The sequence below is a fragment of the Psychroserpens mesophilus genome (assembly GCF_050617655.1).
Taxonomy (GTDB): Bacteria; Bacteroidota; Bacteroidia; order Flavobacteriales; family Flavobacteriaceae; genus Psychroserpens; species Psychroserpens mesophilus_A.
Genome location: NZ_JBODQC010000001.1, coordinates 846,642 through 870,780 on the forward strand (window position 1 = coordinate 846,642; position 24,139 = coordinate 870,780).

Genomic DNA, 24,139 nt, shown 5'->3' on the forward strand with positions numbered 1-24,139 from the left:
TTTAGTTCTTGCAATGCTTATACTTAAAGACATGATAAAACCTTACAGGATAGTTTTACTGATAATTGTAGTCATACTGTTAAATGCTTGTGCAACTTACAAAGCACAGTATAAAAATGATGAAGATAAAATGACAACATTACCTGATAAAGAAATAGATAGAACGTTCTATCTTATTGGTGATGCGGGAAAATCTCCCAAAGGAGGAATGTCTGAAGGTTTAACCGCATTTAACAACCACATTAAGAATAAAAATACAAAAGGAGATTATGCTATTTTTTTGGGAGATAATATTTACCCAAGTGGATTGCCAAAAGAAGGGGTTAAAGGACGAAAAAGTGCTGAAAACGCTCTTGACGGACAAATCATGTCTTTAAAAGAATTTGATGGCGAAGTACTGTTCATTCCTGGAAATCACGATTGGTATGCCAACGGTCCTAAAGGATTAAGACTTCAGGAAAAATATATAGAAGACGCTCTGGGAAAAAATACATTTCAACCAGAAAATGGTTGTCCGCTCGAAGATATTGATGTCGGAGAACATATTAAAATTATTATTATTGATACACAATGGTATTTAGAAAACTGGAATGATCACCCAACAATTAATGATAATTGTGAAATCAAAACCAGAGAACGCTTTTTTGAAGAAATAGAAGGTGAATTAAAAAAAGCTCAAAACAAAACAATTGTGTTTGCAATGCATCATCCTATGTATACCAATGGTGTTCATGGTGGTCATTATGCAGCATCAAAGCATCTGTATCCAACACAAAAAAAGATTCCATTACCTGTTTTATCATCTTTAATAACGCAAGTCCGAACACAAGGAGGTGTTTCAATTCAAGATAGATATAATGAGCGTTACAATAATTTAATGAAACGTCTTAAAACATTGGTAATAGACTCTAAGAATTTAGTCTTTGTATCTGGCCATGAGCACACGCTTCAGTATAATGAGAGTGAAAATATAAAGCAAATTGTATCAGGTTCAGGAGCAAAGGAATCTTATGCCAGTTTGAGTCGTACTGGCCTTTTTACATATGGGAAACAAGGTTTTGCAGAATTAACGGTTTTTAAGGATGGTAGTAGTTGGGTGACTTTTTATGGCGAAGATAACGGAAAACCAAAAAAATTATTTGTAAAAGAAGTTTATCCTCCAACAGAAGAATATGATGTTTCTAATTTGCCAGATACCTTTCCGCAGGAAATAGAAACTTCAATTTATACTGAAGAAGAAACAGATAAATCTGACTTTTTTAAATCTATTTGGGGAGATCACTATCGTTATATTTATAGTACAAAAATTAAGGCTGAGGTTGCCACTTTAGATACATTATATGGCGGACTTGAGATTGTGAGAGCAGGAGGTGGACATCAAACACGTTCATTGAGATTAAAAACTAAAGACGGAAGAGAACTCAATATGCGAGCTCTCAGAAAAAGTGCAACTCAATATTTGCAAACCGTTCTTTTTAAAGATACTTACATTCAGGATGATTTTGAAAGGACAACTGTGGAAGGTTTAATCCAGGATTTCTATACTGCGGCTCATCCATATGCCTTTACCGTTGTGCCAGACTTATCTGATGCAGCGAAAATATATCATACAAATCCCAGAATATTTTACATTCCAAAACACAAACATTTAGGGAAATACAATGAAGATTACGGGAATGAACTTTACATGATTGAAGAGCGTCCAGAAGAGAATTACACTGATGAAAGAAACTTTGGTTATGCCGACGATATTGAAAGCACTCATGACATTATTGAAAAGGTTAGAGAGGACGAAAAATACAAAATAGATGAAAATGCTTACATAAGAGCTAGACTGTTTGACATGTTAATTGGTGATTGGGATCGTCATCAGGATCAATGGCGTTGGGCACAATTTGATCAAGAAAATGGTGATAAATGGTTTCGTCCAATTCCCAGAGATCGTGATCAGGTGTTTTCAAATTTCGATGGCACATTATTGGATGTTATGAGAATTATTTCTGGTTCAACAAAACAGCTTCAGGTTTACGATGAAAAACTCAAAGATATTGAATGGATGAATGCTGCAGGTGTTAAATTAGATCGTGTTTTAGTACAGGAATCTACACTCGAAAAATGGATAGAACACGCTACTTTTTTACAAGATAATATTACAGACGAAGTTATAGAACGAGCATTTTCTAAAGTCCCTGAAGCTGCTCAGGATGAAACTTTAGAAGACATTAAATCAAAATTAAAAGGAAGACGAGCAAACCTGGTAGATATTGCCAACCGATATTATGAGTATTTAAATGAATTAGTCATTCTTACCGGAACAGATAAAGATGACTATATTGAAATCACAAGAATTGCAGATAATGAAACGCATGTTAAAATTTCAAGAATTATTGATGGTGAGAAAGCAGAAGTCATTGTAGATAAAACATTTCATAAGGATGTAACTAAAGAGATATGGGTTTATGGATTAGATGATAAAGATATTTTTGAAGTCACAGGAAAAGCTAATAATTTAATATTTACAAGAATTATTGGAGGTCAGGAAAACGATACTTACATCATAAAAAACGGAAGACGAGTAAGAGTTTACGATCATGAGAGCAAGCTAAATACAATACAAGAGAATAGAGGAGCTAATATTAGGTTAACTGATGTTTATAAGCTCAATTTGTTTGATTACAAAAAAAATATAGTTAAAAACAGCGTCATTACACCTGCTATTGGTTTTAATCCAGATGATGGTGTATCGCTTGGGATTTCATATGTGTTAACAAAAAATGGGTTTCAGCGAAATCCGTTTTCACAGCAACACCGTTTTAAAGGAGGTTATTTCTTTGCAACCAATGGATTTGCGATTGACTACAATGGCGAGTTTGCAAACATCATGAACGATTGGAATTTACATATTGGAGGACAATTTACTTCAGCAAATTTTACAAATAACTTTTTTGGATTTGGAAATGAAACACAAAATTTTGGTGATGATTTAGACCTAGATTATAATCGTGTTAAAACGAGTATTTATATGGCTAAAGCCGGAATTTTGAAGAAAGGAAGTTTTGGTAGTGACTATGGGTTTAGAGCCATCTTTGAAGCTATAGAAATTGATGATACAAATAATAGATTTATAACAGACATCATACCTGAATCTGTTGATGAATTTTATGAAAGACGTTTGTTTGGAGCCTTAGAAGCAGAATATATATACGAAAGCTTTGATATTGCATTAAATCCAACCAGAGGAATGACATTTTTATTAAATGTAGGAGCTAAAACAGAATTTGAAGACACTGAAAATACGTATGGTTATGTGAATTCTAATTTAGGCTTTTATAATGCTTTAAGTCGCAATCGGAAACTGGTCTTGAAAACAGATTTGAGATCACAATTCAGAATAGGAAATTTGAATAACATCTTATTTTATCAAGCCGCAAACATTGGTGGAAAAAATGGACTTAGAGGTTATAGAACTGAACGATTTACAGGAAGAAACTCTTTAGTTGGAAGTTCAGATTTAAGATATAGTTTCAACTCTTTTAAAACAAGCACTCTACCATTGCAAATTGGAGTTTTCGCTGGCCTAGATGTTGGTAGAGTTTGGCTTAAAGATGATAACTCAGAGAAATGGCATAATAATTATGGAGGAGGATTTTGGATTACTGCAGCCGAAAGCTTATCAGGTACATTCAACCTTTTTAACAGCGTTGAAGGGTTGCGATTCTCATTTGGTTTTGGACTAAACTTTTAATTTAAAAGGTATGCTGTTGGTTGTCTTTGATAAAAGAAAATTTGTTTTTTAAGATATTTCTTATCTTTCTATTATCTTTAAGTTATTAATAACCAGCCAAAATGAAAAACCAACTAAAAGTTATAGTAGTATTTTCTGCTTTAATGTTACTCAACGCATGCGCAACATTTAAGCCTCAATATTACGATGCCAGTATCAAATCTACGTTGCCAGATAAAGAGCTGGCACATTCTATTTATCTTATTGGCAATGCTGGTAGTACTACAGAGAGAGCGTCTTCAGAAACTCTTCAGGCATTTTCTGAGGAATTAAACAAAGCACCAAAAGAAAGCACAGTTATTTTTTTAGGAGATAATGATGGCAAGCAACAACTTGATATTCAAACAAAATCGGTTAAAAACTTTCAAGGACAAACTATTTTTATTTCAGGGGATTATGATTGGAAAGATAATGGTTTGAAAGGCTTAAAAGAACGGGAGAAATATATTGAAGACCAATTAGGAAAAGATACTTTTTTACCTGAAAATGGATGTCCAATACAAAGGCTAAACATTTCTGATGATATCGTACTTATTTTGGTAGATTCACAATGGTACATAACAGATTGGGACAAACATCCTAAAATAAATGACGAGTGCGAATTTAAAACAAGAGCACGTTTTATTGATGAATTTGAGGGAGAAGTAAAAAAGGCTAGAGGAAAAACGACAATCATAGCCATACATCATCCAATGTTTACAAATGGACCTCATGGTGGTCAATACAGTTTTGGTTCTCACATGACGCCAGTTCCAGTATTAGGAACCTTAAAAAATGTACTTCGTAAAACAAGTGGAGCTTCAAATACAGATGTAAATAATAAAAGATACCGTGAATTAAAAGAGTTGCTGGTTACAATGACACAGGAAAATGATAAAGCACTTTTTGTTTCTGGTCACGAGCATAATTTGCAATACATTATCGAAAACAATGTCCCACAAATTATTAGTGGTTCTGGGTCAAAAGCAACTGCTACCAGAAATGTTGGAGGTGGAAAATTTTCATATGGTCACCAAGGTTATGCAAGATTAGATGTTTTTAACGATGGATCGTCTTATGTTCGATTTTATGCTACTGGAACGAATACACCTGTTTTTGAAACCCAAGTACTAAAAGCAAATGAAAGTGTTGTTACAGATTATAATCAATCCATGCCCAAAACAGTTAAGGCATCTATTTATACAAAAGACGAAACGAATAAAAGAAAGTCGTACAAAAAAGCTTGGGGAGAACGCTATCGTAAATATTTTAGTACTGAAGTTGAATTGCCTACAGTTAATTTAGATACGCTTTATGGAGGATTAATTCCCGTAAGGAAAGGAGGAGGACACCAATCTAAATCATTACGCTTAAAAGATCCTCAGGGAAGAGAATACGTCATGCGTGCATTGAGAAAGAATGGTGTTCAGTATTTACAATCTGTTCTTTTTAGAGACCAATATATTTCTCCAGAACTTGAAGGCACTAAAACGGAAGCATTCTTACTTGATGGATTTACAGGATCCCATCCTTATGCACCTTTTACAATAGCTGAGCTATCAAAAGCAGTAGGTGTATTTTATACAGAACCTAGATTGTTTTATGTGCCTAAACAAAAAGCGATAGGAAATTTTAATGACGAGTTTGGTGATGAAATTTATATGATTGAAGAACGAGCAGCCGATGGTCATGGTGATAAAGTAGGATTTGGCTATGCTGATAAATTGATTAGTACTTATGATATGCTGGAAGAGCTTAGAGAAAAGGAAGATCATGTTGTTGATGAGTCAGCTTATATAAGAGCCAGATTATTTGATATGGTTATTGGAGATTGGGATAGGCATCAAGATCAATGGAGATGGGCAGTTTTTAAAGAAGACGGTAAAACAATTTACAGGCCAGTTCCCAGAGACAGAGATCAGGCTTTTTCTGTTATGGATGATGGTTATTTGATGAAAACAGCTACGTTTTTAATCCCTCCAATTAGATTGTTGCGTTCTTATGAAGGTGAGTTAAAAGATCCTAAATGGTTTAATGTAGAACCCTTTCCATTGGATGTAGCCATATTAACCAAATCAAATAAAGCAGATTGGGACAAAGAAGTTGAACTCATAAAAAATAATTTAACCGAAGAGGTTATAGACAGAGCTTTTTTAAATTTTCCTGAGGAGGTTAGAGATGAAACAATTCAGTCAATAAAAGAAAAATTAATTCAGAGACGTGAACATTTAAAATTAACTTCAGACGAATATTTCAGTATTGTAAACAAATATGCAACTGTAAGAGGAACTGATAAAGACGATTGGTTTGAAATAGAAAGATTGCCAGATGGAGTAGTGTCTGTTAAAGTGTACCGCATTAAACAGGCTAAAAAAACAGATTTATTTCATGAGCGTTTATATCATCCTGAAGAGAATAAAGAAATATGGATTTTTGGTTTAGATGATGATGATTATTTTGAAGTTAAAGGGGATGGAGAGGCTAAAATAAGACTGAGAATAGTTGGAGGTCAAAACAAAGACAGATACAATATCGTAAATGGAAAAAAAGTTCATATTTACGATTATAAGTCTAAGGAAAGTGAGTTTATAACCAACAATGGAAATCACCATCTTAAAGATGATTACTATTCTAATCTATACGACTTTCAAAAAGTTAAATTTAATTCAAAAGTTATTTTACCTGTTTTCGGATTTAATCCTGATGATGGCTTTAAATTAGGCGTTGGAAGTGTCTTCATAAGAAACAGATATGACAATGAGAAATTCACCTCTCAGCATAATATAAATGGTCATGTGTTTTTTGCTACTGGTGGTTTTGATTTAAATTATAATGGTGAATATGCAGAAATATTTAACGATATTAATGTTGGTGTAACCGCAAGAATTGCAAGTCCTAGTTTTGCAGTTAATTTCTTCGGATTTGGAAACTCTACACCAAATTTAAGCACAGATAATCCAAATGGAGACGAAGAGGATTTCAATTTTAATAGAGTTAGGCAATCCACGTATGCTGTTGGAACCTCTTTAATTAAAAGAGGCGAGTATGGTAGTAAATTATCTGTTGGATTTAATTTTGAAGCCATACGAGTTGAAAATACGGATGGCAGATTTATTAGTAGTTTATTTCCAATGGATTTTAATCCTGATAGAGACTTCTTCTTTAATACCGAATTATCATATGGATTTAATAATGTAGATGAAAAAGCATTTCCAACTTTAGGAATAGATTTTAATGTGGCTTTAGGATATACCAAAAATTTTACAAATTCTAATAATTACAGTTATGTAATTCCAACTCTTGGAGTAGCTTATAAATTAAACGCAAGTGGTAACATTGTTTTAGCTTCAAGGGTTGAAGGTCATGTTAATTTTGGAAATGAATTTGAGTTTTATCAGGCAGCTACATTAGGTGCAAATAATGGATTGAGAGGTTATAGAAATGAACGGTTTTCAGGAAAACGATCTTTTTTTCAGAGCACAGATTTGAGATATAATCTTAAACGTGTTAAAACATCAATAGTACCTATTGAATATGGTATTTTTGGAGGTTTCGATTATGGTCGTGTCTGGGTAAGTGATGATTTGGTTTTAAACCCTGATTTTAATAAAGATGCTTTAAATACTTCTGTTGGTGGTGGTTTATTTTTGAATATGGTAGATATGTTATCAATGAATATGGCTTTATTTACCTCAGACGACAGTATGAGATTTAGTTTCGGATTTGGATTGAGTTTCTAAAATGAAAAAATACTTTAGCAATACAATTAAATACATCTTAATATTAGAAAGTAAAATTGCTTTTTATCCATCACTTTTGAGTCTTAGTGGATTGCTGTTTGCTTTGCTAATGTATTATTTTGAAAGTAAAGGCATCTCTAGCTACCTTTTAGAGCATGCTCCTGTATTTGTCGTTAATGACACTGAAACGGCAAGAAGTTTATTAACCACATTTATCGCTGGTTTAATTTCCATAATGGTGTTTAGTTTTTCACTGGTAATGATTTTACTCAATCAGGCTTCAAGCAATTTTTCTCCAAGAGTCTTGCCAGGATTAATTTCTAATAGAAGACATCAAATCATTTTAGGGATATACAATTCAACACTTTTATACTGCATATTTACATTGGTGTCCATTGAACCTGACGGAAATAAATATCAGTTGCCTGGTTTTTCGGTCTTATTAGCTATCGTTTTAATGACTTTGTGTTTAGGTGCTTTTATTTATTTTATTCATTCTATTTCTCAGGAAATTCAGGTAAACAATATTATGGATCGCATTTTTAATACTGCTAAAATGAGATTGAAACATCTTATTGATTCAGAAGGGAATAACACTAATGAGTTTCCAGACACGTCTAACTGGGAGACCATATACTCAAATAATTCAGGGTATTTTCAGGATATAAGTATTGAAACATTGAAAATTATTTCAGACAGAGAACACATAAAATTAGAAATATTACCAATAAAAGGAACTTACATTTTAAAAAAATTACCAATTTTAAAAGTAGATAAAGAATTAGATGACGATCTTTTAAACGATGTATTAGCATCCTTACTTTTTTCTAAAAGTGAATTAATAGAAGATAATTATGTGCTCGCTTTCAAGCAGATTACTGAAATTGCTGTTAAAGCCATGTCACCTGGTATCAATGATCCTGGAACAGCATTAAATGCCATCGATTATTTAACAGAATTATTTGCGCTAAGACTTCAAAAAAATGATTCAAGTATTGTTTGTAATACAAATGCTTCTCCAATTTTAAAGATTAATGCTGTCGATTTTAAAGACTTACTGTTTCAGATAATGGCAGCGTTAAGAACCTATTGTAAACACGATATTATAATAGTTCAAAAACTGTTTTTTATGTTAAATTACCTATATAAGAGTGATGCAATGGCAGAGGAAACTTACAAAGACGCTATTGAACAAGAACTGAAAAACTTATATGAAGATGCATTAGAAACTATTAAAAATAGTGCAGATTTAGAAGCTGTTAAAATTTTAAATCCAACGATTTAGAAATCAAAAAGATAAATGTTTCCGCCATCATATTTGTTGCGTTCATCAGTTATTAGTACTTGATGATCATTGACCAGATTAATGCCTTCTTTTTGAGAATCATGTTCAAATTCTAAAGCCTCAATAGTTCCGCTAAAAAAGTCATCATTTGAAAAATTGGTTAGTTTCCAAAGTTTGTCGTGATTTAATAAAACCACAATACTCCCATCCTCACTTATATCTGCAGAAGTAACTTTATTATGTTTCCCTTTTAATTGTATTTCAGAAATGAAACGAGCCTCATGCTTGCCTTTTATATGAGGCACTTTAATAAGTTTACAGGTTTTTTTGTCTTTGCTAAAAATATAAAAGAATCCTTGATGTAAAAAGAACGATTCAAAATCTGCAGAATCCATATCATCAGGAAGTGTGAAATGAATTGCAGTTGCTTCTACTGAATCTGTTACGTTTTCTGCATTAGGCACTTGATATATGGTAAAATCTTTACGTTTTTCATTATTATTTCCAAAATCACCTATGTAAATGTTTCCTTCAGAATCAGATGTCAAATCTTCCCAATCTCTATTTTCTGCATTGTTAACAGTAATGTCTTTTATAATATGTCCTTCAATATCTAAGCCGTATAAATGATTATTATTTCCAGCGTCTTGTATAACCCATAATATGTTTGAGTCTTTGGTTTTTTCTAAAGCAGAGGTTTCTTTTAAGCTAGATGTTATATCAGCCAAAGCATCAAGTTTTCCTGTGCTACATGACATCAAAAACAGGCCAATAAAAATAGGTTTGATATATGCTTTCATATAATGAAATATAGAATTGTTACCGTAAAACTAAAATTTTAAATCTTAAACTAATTATAAAATTCACTTTTTAGGCTTATTAGAATAACGGTTTTTTTAGCTTTGAAGAAATAAATATTTCGATATGAACTCAACTGAAGATTTATTACAATTAATCCAATTAAACTACATTGAAACCACCAAATTTCAAGGATTTAGTAAAACAGTTGGAAGTCCGAATGTTTTTGGCGGACAAGTATTAGCTCAAGCTGTAAATGCTGCTACACGAACTATTACAAATGGTAGAATATTACATTCTTTACACTCCTATTTCTTAGAACCTGGCCATTTAGAAATTCCAATCGAATATGAGGTGAGTATTATAAGAGATGGTGGAAGTTTTTCAGTAAGACGCGTAACTGCTCAGCAAAACGGAAAAATTATATTTATTTTATCAGCATCATTTCATAAACAGGAAGATGGTTATGAACATCAAATTGAGATGAAATCTAATATCAAGTTGCCTGAGGAATTGATGAGTTGGACAGATTTGCTTGAAACCTATCGCGATGTACTTCCGAGTAGAATCAAAGGGTTTTTCGAAATTGAGCGTCCAATAGAATTTAAGCCTACTCAAATCGCAAACCCACTAAATAAAAAAGATTTGCCTCCTTTTACTGATGTTTGGGTAAAACTTAAAGGCGATGTTTCAAACTTAAGTAGAAGTGATAAACAACAAATTTTAACCTATATTTCAGATTATAATATTCTCACCTCAGCGATGAATAGACATGCCAGCAAAGCAAACTGGAATAACACCCAAACAGCGAGTTTAGATCATTCGATGTGGTTTTTTAGAGATTTTGATTACAGCGATTGGTTATTGTATTCAATAGAATCTCCAAATACATCCAATGCCAGAGGTTTTGCTAAAGGAAATTTGTTTACCAGAGATGGTGTTTTAATAGCCTCTGTAGCTCAGGAAGGTTTAATGCGTCCGAAATAATGTCTGAAAAATTATTGAAAATAGGGCATCGAGGTGCAAAAACATATGTAGCTGAAAATACGATAGCATCCATAGAAAAAGCATTAGAATTTGACGTTGATGCGATAGAGGTTGATGTTCATAAATGTAAATCTGGAGAACTGGTAGTTTTTCACGATTTTACTTTAGACAGAATGACAAATGGTTCTGGTGAAGTTTCAAAACATACGTTAAAACAACTGAAAAACCTCAAGGTAAATGGTCAATATGAGATTCCTACTTTAGAGCAAGTGCTGGATACGATTGACAAAAAATGCATCATCAATATTGAACTCAAAGGTAGAGATACAGCTTTAGCGACTTGCAAAATAATTTCAAAGTATATCGATACTAAACAATGGAATCTGAATCATTTTTTAATTTCAAGCTTTCAACATCATGAATTAGAGGCCGTTTATAAATTTAATAATCAATTGCGCACAGGTGTACTAACAAAAGCTAGCGTTTCAGATGCCATCGAATTCGCAAACACAATTAATGCGTATGCCATACATCCAAATGTGGCATTAGTCACAAAAGATAATGTTAAGACAGCTCAAGAGAAAGGTTATAAAGTGTTAACTTGGACAGTCAATGACCAACTATCAATAAAGCGTATGAAAACGTATGGTGTAGATGGTATTATTTCTGATAATCCTGATTTGATATGACTGCATATAATGTGATTATAGTTGGAGGTGGAGCAGCAGGCTTTTTTGCAGCGATTAATATTGCAGAGCAAAACCCAGCATTGAAAGTTGCCATTCTCGAACGTGGAAAAGAAGGTCTTCAAAAAGTAAAAATTTCTGGAGGAGGTCGATGCAATGTCACTCATGCCGAATTTATTCCATCCGAGTTAGTGCTCAATTACCCAAGAGGAGAGAAAGAATTGTTAGGACCTTTTCATCAGTTCATGACAGGAGATACCATCGACTGGTTTGAAAAAAGAGGTGTCGCACTGAAAATTGAAGAGGATGGTAGAATGTTTCCTGTTACTAATTCGTCACGAACCATCATTGATTGTTTCTTAAATGAAGCAGAAAAACATAATGTTGAGGTTTTATACAATCATTCGGTGAAACATATAAATGTGTCAACTCAAGCAGAGTCGAGAGGTCTCCATTTTGAAATCAGTACTAATCAAGGCGATTTTTCATGCAAAAAACTATTAATAGCCACAGGAAGTAATACTAAAATCTGGAGTCTTTTAGAAGCATTAGGACATACCATTTCACAACCAGTACCTTCCTTGTTTACTTTTGATATTAAAGATGAACGTATTAAAGATATTCCGGGAGTTGTGGCACAAAATGTTGAGGTTACAGTCGTTGATTCTAATTTATATAGTGAAGGTCCACTTTTAATCACACACGTTGGTATGAGTGCACCAGCCATTTTAAAACTATCGGCTTTTGGTGCTATCGAATTAGCCAAACACGATTATAAATTCAGTATAGAAATTAATTTTATCAGGCAAGATTTTGAGAACTGTCTTGATTATTTAAAAGTTCTAAAACAAGATCTTGCCAAGAAATCAGTGTTTAAGTCTGCTCAATTTGATTTACCAAAACGTCTATGGCAAAAGTTAGTTTTGGCTTCTGAAATGACGAACGAAACACGATGGGCAGATGTAAATAAATCACAACTAGAAATGTTAGCAGCTCAGCTTACAAAAGCGACGTTTAAAGTCACAGGGAAGAGTACGTTTAAAGAAGAATTTGTCACAGCTGGAGGCATTAACCTTAAAGAAGTGAATTTTAAAACCTTTGAGAGTAAGCTATACAAAAATCTATATTTTGCTGGAGAAATATTAAATATAGATGCAATAACTGGTGGATTCAATTTTCAAAATGCCTGGTCTGGAGCATATATTGCAGCAACGTCTATTTCAAATGGTTAATTATATGAAATATTTAATTTTAATTATGCTTATGTCAAATTGCCTTTGGTCTCAAAACCTTGATAAACATCAATGGGAAGAGCGTGTTCTCTTCATAGTTGCTGATGAAGACAACCTTGAATTAGCAGAACGACAGTTTGACATTCTTATCAAAGACAAAAAAGAACTCATCGATAGAGACTTAGTGTTATACAAATGTTTAGAGGAAAAATGCACCTTTTATAATTTCAAAAACAAATCTGAAACTTCTAAAGAGACTACGATTTTTAAAGGATTTAAATTGGTTTTAATAGGTCTAGATGGAGCCGAGAAATACAGTACAAATACACTAGTAAAAACCGATGTAATATTTAGGCTAATTGATAGTATGCCAATGCGCCGACGGGAAGTTGAAAATCGCAGAAAAAATGACTAAATATATCGTTTTATTGAGAGGAATAAACGTTGGAGGTCATAAAAAAGTGCCAATGGCTGAATTACGGGAATTACTTTCAAAATCTGGTTTTGAAAACGTATCGACTTACATTCAAAGCGGAAATGTCATACTCCAGTCTAAAGAAGAGAATAGTCAAAACATTGAGAAAACAATACAAAAGGCGATTAAGAATTATTTTGAATTTGATGTACCAGTGATTGCTAAAACAAGAACTCAATTGCAAATTATATTTGATGCTTGTCCGTTTTCAAAAGAAAAAAAAGAAAACAGCTATTTTATAATATTCAATGAAATTCCTAAAAGAGATTTGATTGATTTGGTTTCAAGTATCTCTTTCGAAAATGAAGAGTTCGTCATTATTAACGATTGTCTTTACTATCATTCATCAAAAGGCTATGGCCAGTCTAAATTTAATATGAATTCGTTTGAGAAAAAGCTAAACGTAAAAGCTACATCCAGAAATTACAAAACAATGCTCAAGTTAATTGCTATATCTTCGGAAAATTAAAAAGACCATTAGATATTGCTTATTTTTGTAAAATAAAAATTAATAATTACAAAAAGTCTGTTTTAAACAGCCTTTGTCTTCTGAAAATTGATTCATGACAGAACAAGATTTTATTCCAAAAGCATATCCTAAACGCTTAAATAACGGAAATGTTACCTGGTCATCGCCAAGTAATATTGCACTTGTTAAATATTGGGGAAAAAAGGAACACCAAATTCCTGAAAATCCATCAATCAGCTTTACGTTAAATCATTGTAAAACCTTAACAACTCTAAGTTATACTAAAAAGGAACATAGCGATTCATTTTCTTTTGATGTATTTTTAAATGGCGAACAAAAAGACGATTTTAAACCAAAAATTGAAACATTTTTCAAGCGAGTAGAAGATTATTTGCCATTTTTAAAAGACTATCATTTCAAAATAGAAACCTCCAATACATTTCCTCATAGTTCTGGTATTGCATCTTCAGCTTCTGGTATGAGTGCTTTAGCATTGTGTCTGGTTAGTATTGAAATAGAGTTAAGAGATGTTTCCTTGAGCACAGTCGAAAAATCTTTTTTCAACAAAAAAGCTTCATTTTTGGCACGACTAGGTTCTGGAAGTGCTTGCAGAAGTATTGAAGGTGATTTGATTGTTTGGGGAACTCATAAAGAGATTGAAGGAAGTTCTGACTTATTCGGAGTAAAATATCCCTATGAAGTGCATGCAAATTTTAAAAACTATCAGGATACAATTTTATTGGTAGATAAAGGTGAAAAGCAAGTTAGCAGTACAATTGGCCATAATTTAATGCATCATCATCCATTTGCATCTCGACGTTTTGAACAAGCACATGAAAACATGTCTAAGCTTATTAATATTTTTAAAAATGGAGATGTAGATGCTTTTGTAAAAATTGTAGAAAGTGAAGCCTTAACGCTTCATGCCATGATGATGACCAGCATGCCTTATTTTATCTTAATGAAACCTAACACATTGGAAATCATTAATGAAATTTGGGCATATCGAAACGAAACCAATTCAAAAGTGTGCTTTACATTAGATGCAGGAGCCAATGTACATGTATTGTATCCTGAAAATGAAAAAGATACAGTAATAGAATTTATAAAAACTAATTTAGTTGCTTATTGCCAAAACGGACATTATATTAGCGACCAAATTGGTTTTGGTGCTCAACAACTGGTAAGTGAAAACTAATAATTTATTATATTCTTAGCAGTTGACTATAAACCGAATAGCAGAATAATACGTATATTTGTTAAAGCAAATGGCTTGAAATACATGAAAGGACCACTTTTTTATTCAAAAATATTACTCTTTGGAGAGTATGGAATCATTAAAGATTCAAAAGGTTTATCAATCCCTTATAATTTTTATAATGGTGCTTTAAAGACTGAAGAAAATCCGTCTCAAGAAGCTTTAAAATCTAATGAAAGCTTGAAGCGATTTGTATCTTATTTAAAAGATATAGATGCTGGATTGGTAACGTTTGATATTGAAACTTTAGCAAATGATGTCAAAGCAGGAATGTATTTTGATTCATCAATTCCGCAAGGTTATGGTGTTGGAAGTAGTGGTGCATTAGTTGCAGCTATTTATGACAAATATGCAAATGATAAAATTACAGTTTTAGAAAACTTAACCAGAGAAAAGTTGTTAAAGCTTAAAGCTATTTTTTCTGAAATGGAATCGTTTTTCCATGGAAAATCTTCAGGATTAGATCCCTTAAACAGCTATTTAAGTATTCCGATTTTAATCAATTCAAAAGATAATATAGAAGCTACAGGAATTCCAGCACAACAAACCGAAGGTAAAGGAGCAGTCTTCTTATTAGATTCTGGTATCATTGGAGAAACAGCTCCTATGGTTCGTATTTTTATGGAGAATATGAAACAAGAAGGTTTCAGAAGTATGCTTAAAGATCAGTTTATCAAGCATACAGATGCTTGTGTAGAAGATTTCTTAAAAGGTGATGTCAAGTCACTTTTCAAAAACACGAAACAATTGTCTAAAGTGGTATTAAACCATTTTAAACCTATGATTCCACAACAATTTCATGAACTTTGGAAGAAAGGAATTGAAACCAACGAATACTACTTAAAGTTGTGTGGTTCAGGTGGTGGAGGTTATATCTTAGGGTTTACTGAAGATATTGATACTGCTAAGCAATCACTTAAAGACTACAAATTAGAAGTGGTTTACAATTTTTAAACCTACATTTTGTCACTCTGAGCGCAGTCGAAGAGTCTAAAAAAAGACTTATGCTATCTCGTAAACAGAAACACATTCTACTCAAATTTTTCAGTATGTTTTCTGTAGTACGTGGCTATAATATTCTGATTATTGTTCTTGCGCAATACTTAACATCTATTTATATTCTTGCTCACGACAAGCCTTTAAAAACGGTTCTACTGGATTTAAATTTGCTGATGTTGGTACTGGCTTCGGCCGCTACAATCGCTGGAGGTTACATTATTAATAATTTTTACGATTCAGAAAAAGATTTAATTAACCGTCCAAATAAATCTAAATTAGACCGTTTAGTCAGTCAGAATACAAAACTCTCTTTTTATTTTGTGCTTAATTTTTCTGCTGTTATCATGGCAAGCTACGTTTCGTTTAATGCTGTTATATTTTTCTCGTTGTATATCTTCGGAATCTGGTTTTACTCACACAAGTTGAAGAAACTCCCATTTATAGGAAACCTTACTTCAGCTATTTTGACCATCACACCATTTTTTGCTATTTTTCTTTACTACAAAAACTTTGAATCTGTCATATTTGTACATGCTGTTTTCCTGTTTTTAATGATTTCCATGCGAGAACTCACAAAAGATTTAGAAAATATGAAAGGTGATTTGTTGCTTGGATATAAAACAATTCCAGTGGTTTACGGCGAAAAAGCATCAAAAATAATGCTAACAATGTTGATTTTACTAACCAGTATTCCTTTATATCTACTTTTATACCAGTATGATGTAGGACATATGTATATTTTCTTTTATCTCTCGGTAATTTTACTGCTTATTTATCTGCTATTGCTTTGGAAATCAAATACCAAAACACATTATTTGATACTGCATAATATTTTGAAATTTATCATTTTAGCAGGTGTATTTTCTATTGTTCTTATTAATGTGAATGTGGTTTTAAATAGAATTTAACAACCTATTGATAATATTAATCTACAGCAGAATATTTCGATTCGTAAAAACTAATGTAGTACCTTTGCGAAAAATTAGTAATCATGAGCAGACATCAAGGCGCAAGCGGAAAAGGGAAACCATCAGGAAGAGGACCTAGTAAACCTACCAATAAAAAATCGGGTAGAGGACGTGATAATGCTAAAAGTAAAAGTTTTGCCAGAGGTAATGCTCCTGTCAAGAAAAAGCAAACACCATCAAAACCTTCTAAACCATCTAATCCAGATGAAATGCGTTTAAACAAATACATTTCTAATTCTGGAATTTGTTCCAGACGTGATGCAGATATGCATATTTCAGTTGGTAGTGTAACTGTAAATGGAAAAGTAGTTACTGAAATGGGTTACAAAGTAAAATTAGATGATGAAGTAAGATTTGATGGAGCTCGTATCAATCCGGAAAAGAAAACGTATGTTTTATTAAACAAGCCGAAGGGTTTTGCAACGACTACAAGCGAAAGTAAAGGCAAAACTGTAATGGATTTGGTTGCTAATGCCACGTCTGCCCGAATAAAACCAATAGGTCGTTTAGGGCGAAACTCTACAGGATTATTATTGTTTACTAATGATGATGTTATCGTTAAAAAGTTTACCAATTCTAAAAATGGTGTTGAGCGTTTATTTGAAATAGAATTGGACAAAAATTTGAAGTTTGAAGATCTTAAAAAGATTCAAGAAGGAATAAAAATTCAAGGCAAATTGGTTCCTGTTGAAGAGATTAGCTACATTGAAGATGCTCCAAAATCAAAAATAGGTCTTAAGATTAAAAATACAGGCAATACGATTCTTCATACCATTTTTGATCATTTAAAATACGAAATTGTTCGTGTAGATTGTGTAGCAATAGGTCATCTTACTAAAAAAGATTTACCTCGTGGACATTGGAAACATCTTACAGAACAAGAACTCAATACACTAAAAATGTTATAAGTTTAGTTTTTGGCTTTGAGTCTAAATGCTGAAATCATAATTTACTTATAACTTAATATTTATACGTCTCCTATTGAGTTCATTTTTAAAGCATTGCGTGTGTTTTATGATTAAAACTAAACAGGCCATTATTTTTTCAAAAAAAACATAAAAAAGCATTGTGTATTAAAAAATAAATTACTTTTGCTTTGCATTATAGCTGAACAAATTGAAACGTGTTTTTACGTTCGGGTTTTTGAAAATTAGGAAGTCATCTTCAAAAGCAGCTTATAGATTAAGTAACCGAATTTTAGAGCTAACTTCTAAATACTACATTTTAATGAGCCAACATTTGTTTGGGTTCATTCCTACAACTCATCCTCAAATTCAGGTTTGATTTTTAATATTTGTTAAAGACGTTGTTTTAAAGACAATCACCTCAATTTTTTTTATATTTAGTTATTATAGATTTAACTGCGAGTTAATCTATAAGACATACTTTTAATTTTTAAAACTTATAATGAATACAAAATACATAGATTTAATAAATCAAACATTTGATTTTCCTCAACCAGAATTTAAACTTGAAAATAAAACCTTAGAGTTTCATGATGTCAACCTAATGCAATTGGTTGAAGAGTATGGAGCACCTTTAAAGTTTACATATTTACCTCAAATTTCAAATAATATCAATCGTGCAAAACAATGGTTTGCAGATGCCATTGAAAAAAACAACTACAAAGGGAAATATAATTATTGTTATTGTACAAAAAGTTCCCACTTTAAGCATGTGTTAGATGAAGCATTGAAGAACGATATTCATATTGAAACCTCTTCAGCATTTGATATTGACATTGTGGAACGTTTAAAAACTGAGGGTAAAATTACAGATGACACTTTTGTGATTAGTAACGGATTTAAACGTGCTCAGTATATAACCAATATTGCAAGACTAATTAATAATGGTCATAAAAATGCAATTCCTATTATTGATAATTATGAAGAAATCGAACTGCTTTCTGCAGAAATAAAAGGAAAATTTAATGTTGGAATTCGTATTGCTTCCGAAGAAGAGCCAAAATTTGAATTCTACACCTCACGATTAGGAATTGGATATAAAAACATTGTTCCTTTTTATAAAAATCAAATAAAAAACAATAAGAAAGTCAAACTAAAAATGCTGCACTTTTTTATTAATACAGGAATTCGTGACAATGCTTATTACTGGAATGAACTGGCAAAATGTCTAAAAGTCTATACGAGCTTAAAAAAGATTTGTCCGTCATTAGATAGCTTAAATATTGGAGGTGGATTTCCAATAAAAAATTCGTTGGCTTTTGATTTTGATTATGAATATATGGTTGATGAAATTGTAAATCAAATTAAATTGGTTTGCGAAGAGGAAGAGGTGGATGTGCCAAATATTTTTACTGAATTTGGGAGTTTTACAGTTGGTGAAAGTGGAGGAGCGATTTATGAAGTACTATACCAAAAACAACAAAATGATCGTGAAAAATGGAATATGATCAATTCATCATTCATTACTACCTTACCAGACACTTGGGCCATTAACAAACGCTTTATCATGTTGCCTGTCAATCGCTGGAGTGATAGTTACGAACGTGTGCTGTTAGGAGGATTAACCTGTGACAGTGATGATTATTACAATAGCGAACAGCATATGAACGCTATTTATCTCCCAAAATATAATAAGGAAAAACCATTGTATATAGGCTTCTTTAATACAGGAGCTTATCAAGAAACTATTGGTGGATTTGGAGGTTTACAACACTGTTTAATTCCTTCGCCAAAACATATTTTAATCAACAAAGATGACGATGGAAACATCACCACAAAACTATTTAGTGAACAACAAAAAAGTGAAGACTTACTTAAAATCTTAGGTTACAATGAACAATAAAACTTACGCAGGAATAGAAGACCAATATTCTAAATTAGACAATTCTAAAATTGTACTAATTCCAGTGCCTTATGATGGTACAAGTACTTGGCAAAAAGGAGCCGATAAAGGCCCAGAAGCGTTTTTAAATGCTTCTGAAAACATGGAGCTTTACGACATTGAAACAGAAACAGAAGTTTACAAACAAGGGGTGTTTTTAGCAGAGGCTGTTACAGAAAACAAATCACCTGAACTCATGGTTGATGCTGTTCATAAAGAAGTCAAAAAATACATTAAAAAGAATAAGTTTGTCACAACTTTTGGAGGTGAACATTCAATTTCTATAGGAACAATTAGAGCTTTTAATGAATGTTTTGATAGTTTAACAGTGTTGCAATTGGATGCTCATGCCGATTTACGAAAATCATATCAAGGTAGTAAATGTAATCATGCTTGTGCATTGTATGAAGCGAGTCAATCTACAAACTTAATCCAAGTTGGTATTCGTAGTATGGATGTTATTGAAACTACGGTTATGGATAAAGACAAAACGTATTTTGCTCATGAAATGGCAGAAGATGATAATTGGATGGATTCTGCAATTGATCAAATGACAGATGACGTATACATCACTATAGATTTAGATGCTTTCGATCCTTCAATTATGCCTTCTACTGGAACTCCAGAACCTGGTGGACTTCTATGGTTCGAAACCTTAGAATTTTTACGTCAGGTGTTTGAGGAGAAAAATGTCGTAGGATTTGATATTGTTGAATTATGTCCGAATCCTAAAGAAAAATCCTCAGATTTTTTAGCGGCAAAACTATATTACAAGATGTTAACTTATAAATTTTTAAACGAAGAGGTTGAAGATGATTACGACAGTAATTTTAATGACACGGTTTCTGGTTTAAATAAATTTTCTAAATATAATGACGACGATGACAACTAAAGGAAGTATTTCACAGTTTATTGAAAAGTATTATTTACATTTTAACGCAGCAGCATTGGTGGATGCAGCAAAAGGTTACGAAGATCAGTTAAATTCTGGTGCAAAAATGCTAGTGTCTTTAGCTGGAGCGATGAGTACTGCTGAGTTAGGGAAGATTTTTGCTGAAATGATTCGTCAAGATAAAGTACACATTATATCCTGTACGGGAGCAAACCTTGAAGAAGACATTATGAATTTAGTAGCGCATTCTCATTACAAACGCGTACCTAACTATCGTGATTTAACACCTCAGGATGAATGGGATTTATTAGAAAAAGGCTTGAACAGAGTTACAGACACATGTATTCCAGAAGAAGAAGCGTTTAGAAGAATTCAGGAGCACATTGTAAAAATATGGAAAGATGCTGAAGCCAAAGGTGAACGCTATTTGCCTCATGAATATATGTACAAATTATTACTGTCAGGTGTTTTAGAAGAGCATTACGAGATTGATTTAAAAGATTCTTGGATGTATGCTGCAGCTGAAAAAAACCTGCCAATCGTATGTCCTGGTTGGGAAGATAGTACTATGGGGAATATTTTTGCTAGCTATGTGCTTAAGGGTGAACTGAAAGCAAGTACCATGAAATCTGGAATTGAGTATATGACCTTTTTAGCAGATTGGTACACAGATAATTCACAAAAAGGTATTGGCTTTTTTCAAATTGGCGGAGGAATAGCTGGTGATTTTCCAATTTGTGTTGTGCCTATGTTATATCAAGATATGGAACGTACAGATACGCCATTCTGGAGTTATTTTTGCCAAATAAGCGATTCAACAACGAGTTATGGATCTTATTCTGGAGCTGTACCAAACGAGAAAATTACCTGGGGAAAATTAGATATTAATACACCAAAATTCATCATAGAAAGTGATGCAACAATCGTAGCACCATTAATTTTTGCTTATCTCCTTGGGATGTAATGGAAGATCATAAAATTGAAAACATAGAGTTAAAGTATTTAAAGGTTGATGATTTTGAAGAACTGAAATCTGCAACATTAGAGTCTTATGGAGGCGTTTTAGATTCTTATTGGAAAAAGCATCATATTGAGCAATTGACGACGATGTTCCCTGAAGGACAAGTCGTTATCAAAATTGATGGTAATATTGCAGGATGTGCTTTATCTCTAATTGTCGATTATGATAGTATCGATGATAACCATACGTATGCAGATATCATCAAAGGGGATTCATTTAAAAATCATGATCCTGAAGGCGACGTGCTTTATGGAATTGATGTGTTCATAAAACCTGAATATAGAGGTCTGCGCTTAGGAAGGCGTCTGTACGATTACAGAAAAGAAATCTGTGAAAACTTAAACCTGAAAGGTATTGTTTTTGGAGGACGCATGCCAAATTATCACAAACACAAAGCACTTACTCCAAAAGAATATATTGAGAAGGTAAAACGTAAAGAAATTCATGATCCTGTTTTGAATTTTCAGATTTCTAATGACTTTCATCCCGTTCGTATTTTGAAAGGTTATCTGGAAGGCGATACTGCTTCCAACGAATATGCAGTGTTGATGGAATGGGATAATATTTATTATACCAAAAAAAGTAAAAAAGCAAAAACCGTAAAAACAATAGTAAGATTAGGCCTTATACAATGGCAAATGCGAACTTACAATAGTCTGGAGGAATTAATGACTCAAGTAGAATATTTTGTTGATAGTGTAGCGGCTTACAGGTCTGACTTTGCATTGTTTCCAGAGTTTTTCAACGCACCATTAATGGCGAAATACAATCATATGTATGAACCAGATGCCATAAGAGAATTAGCAAAATACACTAAGATTATTGTTGAAAAAATGCAACAGTTATCGATTTCTTATAACATCAATATTATTACTGGTAGTATGCCAGAACTCATTGATGATAAATTGTATAATGTAGGTTATTTATGTCGTAGAGATGGAAGTTCAGAGCGTTATGAAAAGATTCATGTCACTCCAGATGAAGCTAAAGTTTGGGGAATGCAACCTGGACATAAATTAAATACATTTGAAACTGATGCAGGAAAAATAGGAATTTTAATTTGTTACGATTCTGAATTCCCTGAACTTTCCAGACTGTTGTCTGATGAAGGTATGGATATCTTGTTTGTCCCGTTTTTAACAGATACACAAAACGGGTATTCCCGTGTGCGTTTATGTGCTCAGGCTCGTGCAATTGAAAACGAATGTTATGTCGCCATTGCTGGTAGTGTAGGTAATCTGCCAAATGTGAACAATATGGATATTCAATATGCACAATCTGCTGTATTTACACCTTGTGATTTTTCATTTCCAAGTAATGGTATTAAAGCTGAAGCGACTACTAATACGGAAATGATATTGGTTGCAGATGTCGATTTGAGTTTATTAAGAGAATTACATTCTTTTGGCGCAGTCAAAAATTTAAAAGACAGAAGAAAAGATGTGTATAACGTTATACGTGTAGAAAAATAAATACTATCTTTAAAACTAAAATAGCTTCAATTATTAAAAATAACAATGAGAAATAAAGACGCAAATTTAAAACGAGTTATCGTTGATTTTAAAAAGCTTACTCCAGAAATACTAGCCTTATTAGTTGAGAAATATCCTGATGGTTATGATGATGACCAGATCATATCATTCAAAAATGCTAATAATGAAATTGTAGAAGCTGTTGAAGTAACTACAGAAGACACAAAGTATCTGGTTAAAGTGAGCACAAAACTAGCTGTAACTATGGAGAATTATGATGAGGATGATTACGAAGATTTTGATGATGATGATCCAGATGCAGTTCAAGATCCAGATTTGGAAGTAGGTGAAGAGCCTGCTGATGATGATGACTAATGTTTAACGTACTTGCCTATCAGGTATCTAACACTATCAGTATTAAAGAAGCAAAGCGCCAATTAGATTGGACACTTTTGTTTCAAGATAGTGACGAATTGTTCTTTGAGTTTTCTGGAGATAAGTATATCTATGTGTTTCAATATGGAATGGTGAGTTTCTTTAATATGACTACTAAAGAAATCAATCGTACTTTAGATCTTTTAAAACCTTATTGTAAAGATTATTTAGCCGAAAAACTTTCAGAGGATGTTTCTGTAGTTATCAACAATAACCAAAATGTTAAAGTAGAATTTGATAAAGTTATTCTGCCTGAGTTGAATGCAGAAATGCTACGCTTAGTCATGCTAAATGCATCACAATCTGTAGCTCTGACCAGTTATTCTGAAATTACTGAAGCATTACTAATTGAAACTAACGAACATACTAAATACTTAGAAGATAGAGGTAAATTGGATATTTCAGGAAATAAATTAAAACGCTTTATTGGCAAAACCTTAAATATCAAAAATAAAATTTCGGAGAATTTATACATTTTTGATTCTCCAGACATTACTTGGGAAGATGAGCAACTAAACAAACTAAACATTGATTTAAAGCAAACATTTGACCTTAAAGATCGCTACCACCTTATTCATGATCGAATTGATATCATCAAAGAAAATCTAGAACTCTTTAAAGATATTATGGATCATAAAGAGAGTAGCAGGTTAGAATGGATTATCATTATACTTATTGTAATTGAAGTTATAGACATGTTTATTTTAAAACTAATATAGTCTAAAAACTTAGCTGTAAACGTAAATATACTATTACCACATGTAAATCATTAGAATGATATTACTAAAAGCACTCTCGGACTTGAGGTGGCA

At 32.5% G+C, this 24,139-nt stretch carries 19 protein-coding genes; 18 read left to right on the forward strand and 1 reads right to left on the reverse strand.

The annotated features are described in order from the left end of the window. Positions 1-13: 13 nt before the first annotated feature. The 3 genes from ACRHNM_RS03695 to ACRHNM_RS03705 all read left to right on the forward strand — a co-directional run bounded on the left by ACRHNM_RS03695 (position 14) and on the right by ACRHNM_RS03705 (position 8,788). Positions 14-3,745 (forward strand): metallophosphoesterase, encoded by a 3,732-nt coding sequence (locus tag ACRHNM_RS03695; RefSeq protein ID WP_431133782.1) that lies wholly within the window; start codon positions 14-16, stop codon positions 3,743-3,745. A 101-nt stretch (positions 3,746-3,846) separates the two neighbouring features. Further along, positions 3,847-7,503 carry a metallophosphoesterase gene (locus tag ACRHNM_RS03700; protein WP_431133784.1) on the forward strand — a complete coding sequence of 1,219 codons (3,657 nt, stop codon included), beginning with the start codon at positions 3,847-3,849 and terminating at the stop codon, positions 7,501-7,503. Between the two features lies 1 nt (position 7,504). After that, the gene (locus ACRHNM_RS03705; RefSeq protein WP_431133785.1) at positions 7,505-8,788 is read left to right on the forward strand and encodes a DUF2254 domain-containing protein; all 1,284 of its coding nucleotides are present in this window, start codon (positions 7,505-7,507) and stop codon (positions 8,786-8,788) included. Here ACRHNM_RS03705 and ACRHNM_RS03710 read toward each other — a convergent pair. Continuing rightward, positions 8,785-9,588, reverse strand: coding sequence for an SdiA-regulated domain-containing protein (locus tag ACRHNM_RS03710; RefSeq protein WP_431133787.1), 804 nt, complete (start codon positions 9,586-9,588; stop codon positions 8,785-8,787). The two genes, ACRHNM_RS03705 and ACRHNM_RS03710, sit on opposite strands and share 4 nt — an antisense overlap. A 124-nt stretch (positions 9,589-9,712) precedes the next feature. Between ACRHNM_RS03710 and ACRHNM_RS03715 the strand changes: the two genes are divergently transcribed. From ACRHNM_RS03715 to ACRHNM_RS03785, 15 genes are all read left to right on the forward strand, one after another. Next, positions 9,713-10,573, forward strand: a complete 861-nt coding sequence (locus ACRHNM_RS03715; protein WP_431133789.1) for an acyl-CoA thioesterase — start codon at positions 9,713-9,715, stop codon at positions 10,571-10,573. After that, complete coding sequence (locus ACRHNM_RS03720) at positions 10,573-11,262, forward strand: glycerophosphodiester phosphodiesterase (protein ID WP_431133791.1); 690 nt, start codon at positions 10,573-10,575, stop codon at positions 11,260-11,262. Before ACRHNM_RS03715 ends, ACRHNM_RS03720 begins: the two co-directional genes overlap by 1 nt. Then, complete coding sequence (locus ACRHNM_RS03725) at positions 11,259-12,491, forward strand: NAD(P)/FAD-dependent oxidoreductase (RefSeq protein ID WP_431133793.1); 1,233 nt, start codon at positions 11,259-11,261, stop codon at positions 12,489-12,491. Before ACRHNM_RS03720 ends, ACRHNM_RS03725 begins: the two co-directional genes overlap by 4 nt. Before the next feature lie 4 nt (positions 12,492-12,495). Beyond that, positions 12,496-12,906 (forward strand): DUF4174 domain-containing protein, encoded by a 411-nt coding sequence (locus ACRHNM_RS03730; protein ID WP_431133795.1) that lies wholly within the window; start codon positions 12,496-12,498, stop codon positions 12,904-12,906. After that, positions 12,899-13,435, forward strand: a complete 537-nt coding sequence (locus ACRHNM_RS03735) for a DUF1697 domain-containing protein (RefSeq protein WP_431133797.1) — start codon at positions 12,899-12,901, stop codon at positions 13,433-13,435. The genes ACRHNM_RS03730 and ACRHNM_RS03735 overlap by 8 nt, the downstream gene beginning before the upstream one ends. 94 nt (positions 13,436-13,529) lie before the next feature. Further along, positions 13,530-14,633, forward strand: coding sequence for a diphosphomevalonate/mevalonate 3,5-bisphosphate decarboxylase family protein (locus ACRHNM_RS03740; RefSeq protein ID WP_431133799.1), 1,104 nt, complete (start codon positions 13,530-13,532; stop codon positions 14,631-14,633). Between the two features lie 84 nt (positions 14,634-14,717). Continuing rightward, positions 14,718-15,647 (forward strand): mevalonate kinase family protein, encoded by a 930-nt coding sequence (locus ACRHNM_RS03745; protein WP_431133801.1) that lies wholly within the window; start codon positions 14,718-14,720, stop codon positions 15,645-15,647. Positions 15,648-15,697: 50 nt separating this feature from the next. Beyond that, the gene (locus tag ACRHNM_RS03750; RefSeq protein ID WP_431133803.1) at positions 15,698-16,600 is read left to right on the forward strand and encodes a geranylgeranylglycerol-phosphate geranylgeranyltransferase; all 903 of its coding nucleotides are present in this window, start codon (positions 15,698-15,700) and stop codon (positions 16,598-16,600) included. A gap of 83 nt (positions 16,601-16,683) precedes the next feature. Continuing rightward, positions 16,684-17,568 (forward strand): pseudouridine synthase, encoded by an 885-nt coding sequence (locus ACRHNM_RS03755; RefSeq protein WP_431133805.1) that lies wholly within the window; start codon positions 16,684-16,686, stop codon positions 17,566-17,568. A 499-nt stretch (positions 17,569-18,067) separates the two neighbouring features. Beyond that, the gene (locus tag ACRHNM_RS03760; RefSeq protein ID WP_431133807.1) at positions 18,068-19,468 is read left to right on the forward strand and encodes an arginine decarboxylase; all 1,401 of its coding nucleotides are present in this window, start codon (positions 18,068-18,070) and stop codon (positions 19,466-19,468) included. Continuing rightward, on the forward strand, positions 19,458-20,399 hold the full coding sequence (gene speB, locus ACRHNM_RS03765; RefSeq protein ID WP_431133809.1) for an agmatinase: 942 nt from the start codon (positions 19,458-19,460) through the stop codon (positions 20,397-20,399). Before ACRHNM_RS03760 ends, speB begins: the two co-directional genes overlap by 11 nt. Continuing rightward, positions 20,389-21,363 carry a deoxyhypusine synthase family protein gene (locus tag ACRHNM_RS03770; RefSeq protein ID WP_431133811.1) on the forward strand — a complete coding sequence of 325 codons (975 nt, stop codon included), beginning with the start codon at positions 20,389-20,391 and terminating at the stop codon, positions 21,361-21,363. The genes speB and ACRHNM_RS03770 overlap by 11 nt, the downstream gene beginning before the upstream one ends. Further along, complete coding sequence (locus ACRHNM_RS03775; RefSeq protein ID WP_431133813.1) at positions 21,363-22,892, forward strand: bifunctional GNAT family N-acetyltransferase/carbon-nitrogen hydrolase family protein; 1,530 nt, start codon at positions 21,363-21,365, stop codon at positions 22,890-22,892. Before ACRHNM_RS03770 ends, ACRHNM_RS03775 begins: the two co-directional genes overlap by 1 nt. Before the next feature lie 45 nt (positions 22,893-22,937). Further along, positions 22,938-23,267 (forward strand): hypothetical protein, encoded by a 330-nt coding sequence (locus ACRHNM_RS03780; RefSeq protein ID WP_431133815.1) that lies wholly within the window; start codon positions 22,938-22,940, stop codon positions 23,265-23,267. After that, a complete protein-coding gene (locus tag ACRHNM_RS03785) occupies positions 23,267-24,046 on the forward strand; it encodes an RMD1 family protein (protein WP_431133817.1) in 780 nt (259 codons plus the stop codon). Before ACRHNM_RS03780 ends, ACRHNM_RS03785 begins: the two co-directional genes overlap by 1 nt. The last annotated feature ends 93 nt before the right edge of the window (positions 24,047-24,139 follow it).

Coding starts and splice junctions, on each gene's coding strand:
- ACRHNM_RS03755 (WP_431133805.1), top strand. CDS start 16,684: ATGAGCAGACATCAAGGCGCAAGCGGAAAAGGGAAACCATCAGGAAGA.
- ACRHNM_RS03725 (WP_431133793.1), top strand. CDS start 11,259: ATGACTGCATATAATGTGATTATAGTTGGAGGTGGAGCAGCAGGCTTT.
- ACRHNM_RS03785 (WP_431133817.1), top strand. CDS start 23,267: ATGTTTAACGTACTTGCCTATCAGGTATCTAACACTATCAGTATTAAA.
- ACRHNM_RS03715 (WP_431133789.1), top strand. CDS start 9,713: ATGAACTCAACTGAAGATTTATTACAATTAATCCAATTAAACTACATT.
- ACRHNM_RS03720 (WP_431133791.1), top strand. CDS start 10,573: ATGTCTGAAAAATTATTGAAAATAGGGCATCGAGGTGCAAAAACATAT.
- ACRHNM_RS03760 (WP_431133807.1), top strand. CDS start 18,068: ATGAATACAAAATACATAGATTTAATAAATCAAACATTTGATTTTCCT.
- ACRHNM_RS03750 (WP_431133803.1), top strand. CDS start 15,698: ATGCTATCTCGTAAACAGAAACACATTCTACTCAAATTTTTCAGTATG.
- speB (WP_431133809.1), top strand. CDS start 19,458: ATGAACAATAAAACTTACGCAGGAATAGAAGACCAATATTCTAAATTA.
- ACRHNM_RS03745 (WP_431133801.1), top strand. CDS start 14,718: ATGAAAGGACCACTTTTTTATTCAAAAATATTACTCTTTGGAGAGTAT.
- ACRHNM_RS03730 (WP_431133795.1), top strand. CDS start 12,496: ATGAAATATTTAATTTTAATTATGCTTATGTCAAATTGCCTTTGGTCT.
- ACRHNM_RS03705 (WP_431133785.1), top strand. CDS start 7,505: ATGAAAAAATACTTTAGCAATACAATTAAATACATCTTAATATTAGAA.
- ACRHNM_RS03700 (WP_431133784.1), top strand. CDS start 3,847: ATGAAAAACCAACTAAAAGTTATAGTAGTATTTTCTGCTTTAATGTTA.
- ACRHNM_RS03775 (WP_431133813.1), top strand. CDS start 21,363: ATGGAAGATCATAAAATTGAAAACATAGAGTTAAAGTATTTAAAGGTT.
- ACRHNM_RS03735 (WP_431133797.1), top strand. CDS start 12,899: ATGACTAAATATATCGTTTTATTGAGAGGAATAAACGTTGGAGGTCAT.
- ACRHNM_RS03695 (WP_431133782.1), top strand. CDS start 14: ATGCTTATACTTAAAGACATGATAAAACCTTACAGGATAGTTTTACTG.
- ACRHNM_RS03710 (WP_431133787.1), bottom strand. CDS start 9,588: ATGAAAGCATATATCAAACCTATTTTTATTGGCCTGTTTTTGATGTCA.
- ACRHNM_RS03780 (WP_431133815.1), top strand. CDS start 22,938: ATGAGAAATAAAGACGCAAATTTAAAACGAGTTATCGTTGATTTTAAA.
- ACRHNM_RS03770 (WP_431133811.1), top strand. CDS start 20,389: ATGACAACTAAAGGAAGTATTTCACAGTTTATTGAAAAGTATTATTTA.
- ACRHNM_RS03740 (WP_431133799.1), top strand. CDS start 13,530: ATGACAGAACAAGATTTTATTCCAAAAGCATATCCTAAACGCTTAAAT.